General features: G+C 41.9%; 10 protein-coding genes. 5 read left to right on the plus strand and 5 right to left on the minus strand.

Annotation, left to right across the window (positions count from 1 at the left end):
* Positions 1 to 106 precede the first annotated feature (106 nt).
* Entirely contained in the window at positions 107 to 949 is an 843-nt protein-coding gene (locus tag WKT03_RS12260) for a deoxyribonuclease IV (RefSeq protein WP_173788483.1), read from the plus strand.
* 110 nt (positions 950 to 1,059) lie between these two features.
* On the opposite strand, the gene WKT03_RS12265 is transcribed toward WKT03_RS12260, so the two are convergent.
* Both WKT03_RS12265 and WKT03_RS12270 read right to left on the minus strand, forming a co-directional pair.
* A complete protein-coding gene (locus WKT03_RS12265) occupies positions 1,060 to 1,995 on the minus strand; it encodes an SPFH domain-containing protein (RefSeq protein WP_008402646.1) in 936 nt (311 codons plus the stop codon).
* A 54-nt stretch (positions 1,996 to 2,049) separates the two neighbouring features.
* Entirely contained in the window at positions 2,050 to 2,499 is a 450-nt protein-coding gene (locus tag WKT03_RS12270; protein WP_008402645.1) for an NfeD family protein, read from the minus strand.
* Positions 2,500 to 2,841: 342 nt separating this feature from the next.
* Here WKT03_RS12270 and WKT03_RS12275 point away from each other — a divergent pair, with 342 nt between their 5' ends.
* Positions 2,842 to 4,329 carry an AI-2E family transporter gene (locus WKT03_RS12275; protein ID WP_117807201.1) on the plus strand — a complete coding sequence of 496 codons (1,488 nt, stop codon included), beginning with the start codon at positions 2,842 to 2,844 and terminating at the stop codon, positions 4,327 to 4,329.
* A gap of 162 nt (positions 4,330 to 4,491) precedes the next feature.
* Here the strand turns inward: WKT03_RS12275 and WKT03_RS12280 are convergent, their stop codons facing one another.
* The gene (locus WKT03_RS12280) at positions 4,492 to 4,677 is read right to left on the minus strand and encodes a DUF4250 domain-containing protein (protein WP_021944922.1); all 186 of its coding nucleotides are present in this window, start codon (positions 4,675 to 4,677) and stop codon (positions 4,492 to 4,494) included.
* 198 nt (positions 4,678 to 4,875) lie between these two features.
* Here WKT03_RS12280 and WKT03_RS12285 point away from each other — a divergent pair, with 198 nt between their 5' ends.
* Positions 4,876 to 6,534 carry a putative polysaccharide biosynthesis protein gene (locus WKT03_RS12285; RefSeq protein WP_340392302.1) on the plus strand — a complete coding sequence of 553 codons (1,659 nt, stop codon included), beginning with the start codon at positions 4,876 to 4,878 and terminating at the stop codon, positions 6,532 to 6,534.
* Between the two features lie 51 nt (positions 6,535 to 6,585).
* On the plus strand, positions 6,586 to 8,694 hold the full coding sequence (locus tag WKT03_RS12290; protein ID WP_147341679.1) for an EAL domain-containing protein: 2,109 nt from the start codon (positions 6,586 to 6,588) through the stop codon (positions 8,692 to 8,694).
* Between the two features lie 200 nt (positions 8,695 to 8,894).
* Here WKT03_RS12290 and WKT03_RS12295 read toward each other — a convergent pair whose 3' ends face one another.
* Positions 8,895 to 9,341 carry a GatB/YqeY domain-containing protein gene (locus tag WKT03_RS12295; RefSeq protein ID WP_021944919.1) on the minus strand — a complete coding sequence of 149 codons (447 nt, stop codon included), beginning with the start codon at positions 9,339 to 9,341 and terminating at the stop codon, positions 8,895 to 8,897.
* Between the two features lie 250 nt (positions 9,342 to 9,591).
* Between WKT03_RS12295 and WKT03_RS12300 the strand changes: the two genes are divergently transcribed.
* Positions 9,592 to 10,053, plus strand: a complete 462-nt coding sequence (locus WKT03_RS12300) for an NUDIX hydrolase (RefSeq protein ID WP_340392362.1) — start codon at positions 9,592 to 9,594, stop codon at positions 10,051 to 10,053.
* 87 nt (positions 10,054 to 10,140) lie between these two features.
* On the opposite strand, the gene WKT03_RS12305 is transcribed toward WKT03_RS12300, so the two are convergent.
* On the minus strand, positions 10,141 to 12,756 hold the full coding sequence (locus tag WKT03_RS12305; protein ID WP_340392306.1) for a cation-translocating P-type ATPase: 2,616 nt from the start codon (positions 12,754 to 12,756) through the stop codon (positions 10,141 to 10,143).
* Between the last annotated feature and the right edge of the window lie 145 nt (positions 12,757 to 12,901).

The following is a 12,901-nucleotide window of genomic DNA, read 5'->3' on the forward strand; positions in this document are numbered from 1 at the left end:
ATAAGTGGAAGTTGTAAAAACGTTGAAACCGCTGCTGGTGGTTTCACAAATATGGCTATGTCTTATGACATAGCCATATTTATATTATAAGAAGGAGAGAAACAACATGATATATATAGGAAATCACCTGTCGTCCTCCAAAGGCTTTGAGGCGATGGGAAAGGCGGCATTAAAACTTGGTGCAAATACATTTGCATTTTTTACAAGAAATCCACGGGGCGGAAAGGCGAAAGAGATCGATCCGGCAGATGCGGAGCGGTTACGTTCCCTGATGGAGGAGCATCATTTTGGGAAACTGGTCGCACATGCACCATATACGATGAATGTCTGTGCAGCAAAACCGGATATTCGGGAGTTCTCATGGAATATCTTAAAGGATGATATGGAGCGGATGGAGTATCTTCCGGGAAATTATTATAATTTCCATCCGGGTGCACATGTTGGTCAGGGGGCAGAAGAAGCCATACCGGTAATTGCTGACGCATTAAATCATGCGATCAAACCGACTCAGAGTACAGTTGTATTACTTGAAACAATGGCAGGCAAAGGCTCGGAAGTCGGAAGAAATTTTAAAGAACTGGAACGTATCATAGAGCTTGTTGACTGCAAGGATAAGATCGGGGTATGCTTTGATACCTGTCATACATGGGATGGTGGCTATGATCTTGTGGAAGATCTGGATGGTGTACTTCACACGTTTGATCAGATCATCGGACTTGACCGTTTAAAAGCTGTTCATCTAAATGACAGCATGAATGTGAGAGATTCACACAAAGACCGACATCAGAAGATCGGAGAGGGTGAGATCGGAGCAGAAGCATTAAAACGGATCGTAACGCATCCATTGCTTGCAGGCAGACCGTTTATCTTAGAAACACCAAATGATGATGCCGGATATGCAAGAGAGATAGCAATGATAAAGAGCTGGGCGGATGAAAGCATGGAGTAATTGTAAGGATAACAGATAAAATAAAAACGGCCACTATCAGAATGGTTACCCAATAACGGTTTCATTCTGACAGTGGCAGTTTTTAATATTACCAATGAATCAGTTCAATCTTATTTCTCTGTTTTTACTAATTCCGATAATGAAGTTGCAAGTCCTGCAACACCCTGAATATCAGATGGAATAATGATCTTGGTTGACTTGCCGTCAGCAGCCTTTGCGAATGCTTCCAGACTCTTGATCGTAAGAACCTGATTAGATGGAGCAGATTCATTTAAGAGACGGATACTGTCTGCATTTGCCTGCTGTACAGCGAGGATAGCCTGTGCCTGACCTTCAGCTTCACGGATCGTTGCTTCCTTCTTAGCTTCTGCGCGAAGAATCTGTGACTGCTTCTCGGCTTCTGCTTCCAGGATAACGGACTGTTTGTTACCTTCTGCAATAAGGATTGCAGATTTCTTTTCACCTTCTGCTTTCAGGATCTGTTCACGTCTTTCACGTTCTGCCTTCATCTGTTTTTCCATGGCATCCTGAATCGCTGCAGGTGGGATAATATTCTTTAGCTCAACACGGTTTACCTTGATGCCCCAAGGATCAGTTGCTTCGTCCAGGGTAGCACGCATCTTTGTGTTGATCGTCTCTCTGGATGTCAGTGTCTGGTCAAGTTCGAGATCACCGATAATGTTACGGAGAGTAGTGGCTGTCAGGTTTTCGATTGCCATGATCGGATTTTCAACACCATAGCAGAAAAGCTTTGGATCTGTGATCTGGAAGAAAACGACAGTATCGATTCTCATTGTAACGTTATCTTTCGTGATAACCGGCTGTGGAGCGAAGTCTACAACCTGTTCCTTTAAGGTAACACGACGTGCGATCTTATCGATAATAGGCATCTTCATATGAAGACCTACGGACCATGTACCGCAGTAGGTCCCCAGACGTTCGATAACGTAAGCATGTGCCTGTGGGACGATCTTGATTGTGCTGCAGATAATAATGATAGCAATGAATACTAAGATAATTACCAGCCATGTGAGTGGTGAATCCATAATAAGTACCTCCTTTAAGTGGCGACAGATATAGTATCTGTCAAATTAAATAAATTATATTCTGCTGACAATAAGTTTTACGCCGGAAACCTCATTGATCGTGACTTCGGTCCCCTGGGGAATAATATCAGTTTCATCAGCAGCACGTGCGGTCCATTCGAGACCATTTACTTTTACCTGCCCGGTAGCCTTTAGATTATCAATGGTTTCAGATACGATCACCTGTTTGCCGACCAGACTTTCAACATTTGTTTTTTCCATATCGGATAATTTGAAATGTTTTAAAGCCACAGGCCTTGTAGTAAACAGAAGAACTAATGAAATAACTGCAAAGATCAATATCTGGATGATCAGTGATGTACCAAAGAATACAGAGATCGCAGATACCAAAGCTCCTCCCGCGAACCAGATGGTTGTAAGTCCGAGAGTAATGATTTCGATAATTATACAGACCATAAAGATAACGGACCAGATAATTAATTGACAGATTAATTCATTTTCCATAAGAACACCTCCTTTATGCCTCCCCGGTCTTAGGCAAAATAAGTTTTGTGGTTTGTTAAGAACCCTTAAACATGTCACCATTTTACTATGTAACTCAGATATCGACAATGCTTTTTTCAAAAATATAGGGTTATTTAAGGTTCATTTTTTGAACGATTTTGGATTTGGTAAAGTCATGGTTAAATCTATTTTAAATCTATTAAAAATAGGAAATTCTATTGCTTGACTTTTTGAAACAGTATATAATTTTTTCAGGTTGTTTATAATTATATGTAAGAATAAATCCATTGATGTGTTGTTACAGGAATGGAATGAAACGACATATCCGATGTTGGGTTTTGAATGCGGAAAGGGAAAGGTTATCAGACAAAATTGGGAAATGAAAAAAAAAGACGGCTGTTTAAGGCGGGAACGATCATATTTCTGGTAATTGCAGCAGCGCTTGTATTTAATAAGATATTGGAGGAGTGGACAGGCTTTCGGAAGGTACTGGATACGATAACCGGGGCGGCAGCACCGATTATAATTGGTTTTGTGATCGCTTTTTTGTTGAATCCGGTGCTTATCTTTTTTGATCGCCTGTGTCATACGATCTTACAGGATCGGGTGATCATAGACAAGAAAAAACTGTTTCATGTATCAAGAGCCATATCGATCATTATAACGATCATTTTGTTCCTTGGTCTGCTCACGGGTTTGATCTGGATGGTAGTGCCACAGGTCATCGACAGTATCAATCTTCTTATATCCAATATGGATAATTACTATAATAATATCATGAAGGCGATCAATACCATTTATGATAAATTCAAGAACCTTGGCGAATCCGAAGAAATGGTAATGAATGTCGTAAACACTGTATATGACCGCTTACAGAAATGGGTAAATACAGATGTTGTTCCGAATCTGGATAAGATTGTATTGAATATCAGCTCCGGTGTTGTGGGCGGATTGAAGTTCATTTATAATTTCCTGATCGGTATTGTAGCATCTATCTATGTGATGGCGAATAAGGAATATTTGGCTTCCAGAGGCAAGAAAATCGTCTATGCACTGTTTAAACTGAAAAACGCGAATATCATTCTGGATGGACTTGCAAGTGTAAATAAGATATTCAGTCAGTTTATCAATGGTAAGATCGTGGATTCGATCATAATCGGGATTATAACATTTATTTTGACAACGATCGTAGATATGCCATATGCATTGCTGATCAGTGTTATCATTGGTGTGACAAATGTAATTCCGTTTTTTGGTCCGATCATCGGTGCGATCCCATGTGTGTTTATTGTTCTGATCGCAGATCCGATCAAGAGTATCATATTGCTTATCATGATCCTGTGTATTCAGCAGTTTGATGGAAATATTTTAGGACCAAAGATCCTTGGTGATGTAACGGGACTTTCCAGCTTCTGGGTTCTGACCGCGGTTATCGTAGGCGGTGGTATCTTCGGATTCTACGGAATGTTACTGGGTGTTCCGGTATTTGCATGTATCTACATGTATATCAATAAGACATGTACCGACAAGCTGGAAAAGAAGCATATGGTATCGGTGTCCTCGGAATTTGAGCGGATCAAACGGATCGATGAAGAAACCGGAAAGCCAATCTATCTGACAGAGGAAGAGGAGGATATCCGTTTTCATAAAAAAACTCCGGAGGAAAAAGCAGCCGCAAAGGCAGATCGCGAAGCAAAGAGGCATGCGAAGAAGCTTTATCAGCAGATTGAGAAAGTGATGCATGCAGAGAAAGCTGACGATCAGTTGGCAGCAACGAAGCATGAAGCGGAAAAACAGAGCAGTGATGACGACAAAGATGATCAAATGTAGGAAACGTAGCATATTCAGAAATGACAGGGCACATATAGTGTAGCTTTATGTGATAGAATAAGCCGGCAGATTTCTGTGGGGTAAATACCCGGTTAGAGATTTGCCGGCGTTCCTTTTGCAATAGGATAAAATAGTTATTTTCTTTGAATTAGAAGCATTTTATCAGATAAATCGATTTAATTTTCCATCGTAGTTAAAACCGGCAGATGCCAGTTTTTCGGAAACATCATTTACATTCAGATCCAGATCCGTACATAATTCATCCAGACTTGGATAAAAATCACGAAGCTTCATATTAATAAAGCTGAGGAGCATAACAGGATCTTTTGGAATATTTGGATTAGCCATAGGTGGAAAACCTCCTTTTATGAAAATCTTTTACATATTTTATTTGTAATAAGTATAAAAAACTGGTATATATATAGGGTATTGGAAACGTGTGTCATTTCCGATGTCAGTATAGCAGACGCCGGAAATATGTGCAACCAGATAGAATGGTAGCTGATCGTCTTGTAGTCAGTTACAAAATAATCAGGAGAAACAATCATGCAGAATGATAATGAAAAGAAGAAAATAAAGAAGCCGTCCGGTATAAGAACAAATTTTGCTTTTCAGGCGGCAGTGCTGGCAGGTGCAGGTATATTATCCCGAGTGATCGGTCTCTTATACCGGTCACCGTTATTTCAGATTATCGGAGATGAGGGAAATGGATATTATGGTACAGCGTATGCAATATATTCCATGATATTGATGATCGCTACGTACAGCATTCCAACAGCGGTTTCTAAGATCATTTCAGGGAAGCTGACCCTGGGAGAATACAGAAATGCGAGACGGGTATTTAAATGTGCTTTTATCTATGTAGTATCTGTCGGATTGGTGGCGGCTGTCCTGACATTTGCATTTGCACCGGCTTTGGTGAAGGAACAGCCAAATGCGATTTTAAGCTTACAGATCCTCGCACCGACAATATTTCTGTCGGGCTTTCTTGCTATCTACAGAGGCTATCTTCAGGCATATAAAACGATGATTCCGACCTCCATATCACAGATTATAGAGCAGATTGCAAATGCAGTTGTCAGCGTTCTGGCTGCCTATCTGATGTCCAGACCATTTGCACCGGGAACCTCTGAACATGCAAAATATGGTGCAGCAGGCAGTGCAATGGGAACAGGGGCAGGTGTTCTCTGTGGAATTATTTATATTCTGATCGCATATGCAGGAAGAAGAAAAGAAATCATGGAGACAGTAGAGTCTGATGTTTCGTCGAATATAGAATCATATGGAAAGTTATTCCGGCAGATCGTAATGATCGTAACACCGATCATTATTGCTGCATTTGTGTATAATATTACGACCACCGTAGATATGAAGATTTTCTACAATGTCTTAAACAGTAAAAATGTAGATCGTGTTGAATCTGCAAATTTGTACGGTATTTTTTCCGGTCAGTATATGGTGCTGATCAATCTTCCGGTATCGATCGCATCTGCGGTTGGAACAACCCTGATACCAAATATTTCGGGAGCATTTACCAAGGGGGATAAAGCGGAAACGAATCATGTATACAATCAGTCCATGAGTATCACGATGATGGTGACGATACCATGTGCAGTCGGAATCGGTGTGCTATCAGAACCGATCATCACACTGTTGTTCCGTGGTGCGGATCCGCTGGTATTTAAGGCGTTGACTGCCGGCTGCATATCTGTGGTATTTTATTCATTATCAACACTTACAAACAGTATCTTGCAGGGAATCGGAAAGGTTATGGAGCCGGTGAAGAATGCGACACTTGCATTGTTGATCCATTTAGTATTCCTTGCTGCTATTTTGAAATTTACAGATGCGAAGCTGTTCGGTCTGGTAGCGGCTACGATCCTGTATTCATTACTGGCATGTATCTTTAATCATATATCTGTATCCAAATATATGTCTACGAAGCTTGATGTGAAGAAGATCTATCTTGCTCCTGCCGTTGCATCGATATTTATGGGAATCGTTGCCTGGGGCAGTTATCAGATCTTCTACCACCTGATCCATATGAATTCAGTCAGTGTTGTTCTGGCAATCCTGCTTGCAGTTATTTTCTATGCAGCAGCTATTCTGGCAGTCGGAGGATATACGAAGGAAGAAATCCTTGCTATGCCAAAGGGAACCCTGATCCTGAAGCTTGCAGAAAAACTACATCTGGTGAGAGAGTAGAGAAAGGAACGTGTGATAATTAACTTCCAGATTATTGCACTAAAACAAAAGATGAGCAAATTTAAAAAAATGATCATGCGTATGGCAGACCGGCTTGACAGCAGCTGCGCGCTGGGTGCGATCCGACAGGGTATGATCATGATGATACCGCTTCTTGTAGTCGGGTACCTGGCGGCGATGTTGATCAATCTACCGATTCCTGCATATCAGACGTTTATAGCGAAATTGTGTGGTGGACATGTACTGGAAATTCTGAATTTCGTATATGCCAGTGTTAATGAGTTCTTTGCTGTTTTTCTGGCAGTAACAACAACGGTCAGTTATGCCATTATGAAACGGAGAAAGCAGGAAATCTATGAAGGTACAGGAAATATTATCATTTTAGTAATTATCACACTGGCTGCTCTGGTAGGGTATTTCGGAATCCAGTACGATGATTTTTCCATTCATTCGTTAAGCAATATGCATGCATTTACGGCACTGTTTGTTGCGCTTATTTCCGGTAAGATCTATTACACAATGAAGAGCAGTCGTTTCTTCAAGGTGAAAAATCAGCGTACGAATACGGACGGTATCTATATTGAAGCAATCGAGGGAATTGCTCCGGCGGTTGCCATTATTGGATTTTTTGCGTTTTTTCGAATTTTGTTACAGGTATTATTTGGAGTAAGCGGTTTTCAGGAATTGGTTGAACGCTTTTTTGATTACCTGTTAAAGCCATTACAGAATGGACTGGGAGCAGGAGTGGTTATTATTTTTCTGACACATGCGTTATGGTTCTTTGGAATTCATGGACACAATATGTTAGACACAGTGATCAAGCAGAATTTTTCTGATATAACAGCCGGAATTTTCAGCAAGACAATGCAGGATGTATTTGTACTTCTGGGAGGAGTGGGAGCCGTTTTGTGTCTGGTGATTGCGATCCTGTTGTTTGCGAAAAAGAAGGGTGTTCGGAATCTTGCATATATGGCAGCACCGAGTTTGGTCTTCAATATCAGTGAAATTGTCTTATTTGGAGTTCCTGTGATTTTGAATCCTATTCTACTGATCCCATTTATGCTTGTACCGATGGTGAATTATCTGGTCACTTATGCGGCAATGTTCTTTGGACTTGTTCCGCACGTGATACGTGAAGTTGATTGGACGACGCCTGTTATTCTGAGTGGGTATCAGGCTACCGGTTCCTGGGCAGGAGCAGTTTTGCAGATCCTGTGTCTGGCAATTGGTGTGTGTATTTATAAACCATTTATTCGTATGTATGAAGAACAGCGGGAACTGCGTCTGAAACGTGATGTCAAAAGACTGGTGGAGGAGATGCAGCGCGAGGAGCAGAACAATTCCATCTCACCATATACAAAGCGTGAAGATGAGATCGGACATATGGCCCGTATCCTGGCAGATGAACTTGTTGAAGCAATCAGACGGAAAGAATTGTTCTTAGTGTATCAGCCACAGGTGAACCGTGATGGCAGGTGCATTGGTGCAGAAGCGTTGATCCGTTGGGAGCATCCGGAATTTGGATTTATCTATCCTCCGTTGATCATACAGCTTGCCAAGGAAAAGAAGGTACTTAGTACGTTAGAGAAATTTATCTTTGATACGGCAGGTGCGGCACTGGCACAGGTAAGGGATATCGTACCGGATGATTTCAAGATGTCGGTCAATCTTACAAATGAATCTCTGGAATGGGATGGCATTGAAGCATGTATCGAAAATGTTGTACAGAAATACCAGTTTCCAAATGTACAGCTCGGACTTGAGATCACGGAGCAGGATGCACTTTCTTCGTCCATTGATATAACGAAAAAGATTGAAGCATTGAAGGCGAAAGGTCACAGATTCCTGATCGATGATTTTGGTATGGGACATACGTCGCTGGTTTATTTGCAGACGAAGTATTTTAACATTGTAAAGCTGGATGGATCTCTGACGAGAGACGTTATTCATAATGAAACGAATCGTGATATCATTGCATCAATCGTCTATCTGGGCAGATCTTTGAAATTCAAGATTATTGCTGAATATGTAGAGAATGAAGCTCAGAGAGATGAACTGAAAAAACTTGGCTGTGATGCATTCCAGGGCTATCTCTACAGCAAGCCGATTAAACTTGATGAACTTATGTCGTGGATCAAAGGGTCAGGACATGAAAGCTGAGATATAAACTAAAAACTCCATGCCGAACGTCTATATATTTTATGAAGCAGACCTGTTCGGAACGTCGGTCTTTAACGAATCACCAGTAGGTGATGAGTTTAGTACCGTTACGTTTCGGATCGAACGAAAGTGTTCTGCGGAATAAAGATATATAGACGTCCGGCATGGAGTTTTTTCTGGTATTTTATAGACTGATATGCTTATGCCATCATAGATGTAAGGATCTGGTTGACCAGTTTTCCGTCAGCTTTGCCTTTAACCTTAGGCATCAGCTCTTTCATGATCTTACCCTTGTCTTTGGCTGTTGGAGCATCGATACCAAGACCTGCAAGAACTTCTTTGATCGTAGCAGTGATCTCTGCTTCATCCATCATCTTTGGTGCGAATTCTTCGAATACGGTGATTCTTGCCTTGCATTCATCTATGATATCGGTACGATCAGCAGGTGTTGTATCGATTGTTTCCTTTGCGAGCTTGATTTCTCTTAATACAACTTCGTTTTCTTCTTCCTCTGTCAGATCAGCACGTTTGTCTATAAATTTATTTTTCAGGGCTGTAAGGAGTGCGGATAATGCGTCCTTTCTCTCTTTATCATGTGCCTTCATAGCGGCCATCATTTCACTTCTGACTTCATCAATTTTACTCATTATATTCATACCTCCGTATAAAGTTATATATAGGTAATTGCAAAACTGTCGATGTTTTGTAATTGCTTCACATATTGTGATCGGACAGGTTTACAACCTGTCGCTCCTTATTATAGCACCGGAAAAGCGATAATTTCAATATGGCAACTGTATTTGAATTATCGGTTGCATTTGTCCGGGGGGAAGGTATAATGAGCGCATATGGGTAAATATGACAAATAACAGGAGATGAAAGGCTATGTCACTTACTATGCAAATGACAACATTATGTTATATAGAGAAAGACGAAAAATATCTGATGCTTCATCGTACAAAGAAGGAGAAAGATATTAATAAGAATAAATGGATCGGAGTCGGCGGACATGCGGAAGGAACAGAAGGACCGGAAGACTGCCTGCTTCGGGAAGTAAAAGAAGAAACAGGACTGACACTGACATCTTATCAGTTCCGAGGCCTGATCACATTTATCAGTGATGTCTGTGAGCCGGAGCTGATGTGTCTGTTTACAGCAGATGGCTTTACCGGAAGCTTAACCGCCTGCAATGAAGGAGAACTGAAATGGGTAGATAAAGGCATCGTGCCATCTCTTCCGACCTGGACAGGAGATGCCATATTTTTAAAACTTTTATTAGAAGATGAACAACGTTTCTTCACTCTGCGGCTGGTCTATGAAGGAGATGAGCTGGTGGAACACCGACTGGAGTTTTATTAAAAGAAACCACCAGCCGGCATTCGACTCTGTATAAGTCATGACTTTTGCAGGCACAACACAACCATTTCATAAGCCTTGACGCTGCAGTTATTTACGAACAGCTTCTTTTATTATTCGTGTGATCTGGATAATAAAGGTTGGGATAAATGCAAGCCCTAAAATGTTCAATACATTTTTAACTGTCAGGTCGGCAATCATGAATAAGCCATGCATAAATGGTGCGAGCAGGACAAAGCCAAGCAGCAGGACACCGGCGAAGAAAGCGGCGACACTCCAGAGGTTGGAGCGGATACCGATCTTTATAATAGAGGATTCGCTGCGGCATGTAAATCCGTGGAACAATCTTGCAAGCGTCAGTGTGGCAAATGCCATTGTGCTGGCAGTCAGGGCATTTACGGAATCACCCAGATAAAAGGCGACGGTTGTAACAATACCGATCAGAACACCGTAGCAAATAAGCTGGAGCGAGAAGGATTTATTGAAGATTCCTGCTTTTGGATCTCGCGGTTTGTTACGAAGTAATTTCTTATCGGATGGTTCCATACCGATGGCAAGTGCCGGAAGTGAATCGGTCAGCAGATTGATAAAGAGCAGATGAACCGGCTGGAATGGGGTATCAAGCGCCATGATGGAGCAGTAGAGAACTACCAGAATGGCTGCGAGGTTTCCGGACAAAAGGAACAGGATGGCATTCATGATATTACGGTAAACATTTCTTCCTGTCAGGACAGCTTTTATGATCGTTGCAAAATTATCATCTGCAAGGATCATAGCTGAGGCATCCTTTGATACCTCGGTTCCGGTGATTCCCATAGCGACACCGATATCTGCTTTTTTCAATGCGGGAGCATCGTTTACACCGTCACCGGTCATGGCGACAATGTGACCTTTCTTCTGCCATGCATCAACGATACGGATCTTGTTTTCCGGTGAAACTCTGGCATAGACGGAGATCTTTGGAAGGACATCTGTAAGTTCGTCATCGGTCATACGGTCGACTTCCTGACCGGTTACGGCCATATCACCATCGTGGAAGATACCGATCTGTCTGGCAATAGCGGTTGCCGTTACTTTATGATCTCCGGTTATCATGATCGGTTTGATTCCGGCGGAGATAGCATCCGCAACTGCAGCCATGGATTCTTCTCTTGGCGGATCGATCATGGATACAAGTCCGATAAAAGTATAACCATATTCGGAGGCTGCGGTCAGAACTTCCGAATCGGAACATTCTTTATAGGCAAGTGCCAGAACCCGTAAACCTTGTCTGGAAAATTGCATATTTTGTTCCAGAATTCTGTTGCGGTCGTTCTCTGTAATCGGACGGATACCATCCTCTGTGATGATTGAAGCCATACGGGTAAGAAGAACATCGACTGCACCTTTTGTCAGAAGTGTAGGTACGCCGTGCAACAGGTATTTGCTGCTCATCAGTTTCCGTTCGGAGTCAAATGGAATCTCTTCCAGACGCGGCATCAGATCACGCAGAACTTCTTCTGTTACACCGACATCAAATAGTTTCGTTTTCCTTGCCATCGTAAGGAGACAGGTTTCAGTCGGATCCCCGATATCCTTGCCATCCCGGATACTGCTGTCGTTGTTTAAGATACAGTTGTACAGAAAATAACGATGTGCCGGAATATGGAGATCCAGTTGGTCGGCATTTAACAGAGTATCACAGGTATAAAGCTGCTGAACTGTCATTTTGTTCTGGGTCAGTGTACCTGTTTTATCCGAACAGATAACAGAGACACAGCCCAGACTTTCGACTGCTTTCAGATCTTTGATGATCGCCTGATCGGCAGCCATCTTTCTGGTACCCATTGCCTGAACGATCGTAACGATCGAACCGAGAGCCTCCGGAATGGCAGCGACAGCAAGGGCAACTGCGAACATCAGAGAATCCAGTATTTTCTCGCCCTGCATCAGACGGAGACCGAATACGATCAGGCTGATCACCATAATGATCGTTGCCAGTTTTTTACTGAAATTATCAAGACTGATCTGAAGTGGGGTCGCTTTGGATTTTGTATTATTCATAAGGGTGGCTATCTTACCCATTTCTGTATGCATTCCGGTTGCTGTAACGAGAACATTTGCACGACCATAGGTAACAAGACTGCCGGAGAATACCATATTGATGCGGTCACCGAGAGCAACATCCTCGGTGATATCAGAGTCGTCTTTATCCACATTTGTAGACTCTCCGGTCAGAGAACTTTCATTTACCTGTAAAGAGAAATTTTCGATGATACGGCCATCAGCGACGATCATATCACCGGCTTCTAAGAGCAGGATGTCTCCCGGTACGATGTCTTTTGATGCAATCTCCTGTTTGATTCCGTCACGTAATACTTTCGCTTTTGGTGCAGATAATTCTTTTAAGGAATCAAGAGATTTTTCTGCCTTTACATATTGGATCGTACCAAGGATCGCATTCATGATAATAACCGCAAATATAACAATCGTACTTTCGATGTTGCCGGATGCCATAGAGACGATCGCGGCAGCGATCAGGATGATAACGAGCAAATCGGCAAACTGGTGAAAAAAGACAGAAGCAACGCTTTGTTTCTTTTGCTCGACCAGAGTATTTTCACCATAGGTTTGAAGTCGCTCTTTAGCATCTGTAGTGGTAAGTCCTTCCGGATTACCACAGGTTCGGAATAATTCTTCTTTGTTCAGTTGATAGATTTCTTTCATAAGACCATGTCCTTTCTTTTGCTTTTTTCCTGAGACAGATAATGAACAGTAGTTTTTTTAAACATACTGCTTGTATTTCGGAAAAATTCTGGTTGGTACATGCTGTTTTTTGTAATTGATAATAAAAAACGAGACTTTTTGTGCA

The sequence above is a fragment of the Coprococcus sp. HCN-4056 genome (assembly GCF_037892645.1).
GTDB classification, from domain to species: Bacteria; Bacillota; Clostridia; order Lachnospirales; family Lachnospiraceae; genus Coprococcus; species Coprococcus ammoniilyticus.

Coding starts and splice junctions, on each gene's coding strand:
- WKT03_RS12260 (WP_173788483.1), top strand. CDS start 107: ATGATATATATAGGAAATCACCTGTCGTCCTCCAAAGGCTTTGAGGCG.
- WKT03_RS12265 (WP_008402646.1), bottom strand. CDS start 1,995: ATGGATTCACCACTCACATGGCTGGTAATTATCTTAGTATTCATTGCT.
- WKT03_RS12270 (WP_008402645.1), bottom strand. CDS start 2,499: ATGGAAAATGAATTAATCTGTCAATTAATTATCTGGTCCGTTATCTTT.
- WKT03_RS12275 (WP_117807201.1), top strand. CDS start 2,842: ATGCGGAAAGGGAAAGGTTATCAGACAAAATTGGGAAATGAAAAAAAA.
- WKT03_RS12280 (WP_021944922.1), bottom strand. CDS start 4,677: ATGGCTAATCCAAATATTCCAAAAGATCCTGTTATGCTCCTCAGCTTT.
- WKT03_RS12285 (WP_340392302.1), top strand. CDS start 4,876: ATGCAGAATGATAATGAAAAGAAGAAAATAAAGAAGCCGTCCGGTATA.
- WKT03_RS12290 (WP_147341679.1), top strand. CDS start 6,586: ATGAGCAAATTTAAAAAAATGATCATGCGTATGGCAGACCGGCTTGAC.
- WKT03_RS12295 (WP_021944919.1), bottom strand. CDS start 9,341: ATGAGTAAAATTGATGAAGTCAGAAGTGAAATGATGGCCGCTATGAAG.
- WKT03_RS12300 (WP_340392362.1), top strand. CDS start 9,592: ATGCAAATGACAACATTATGTTATATAGAGAAAGACGAAAAATATCTG.
- WKT03_RS12305 (WP_340392306.1), bottom strand. CDS start 12,756: ATGAAAGAAATCTATCAACTGAACAAAGAAGAATTATTCCGAACCTGT.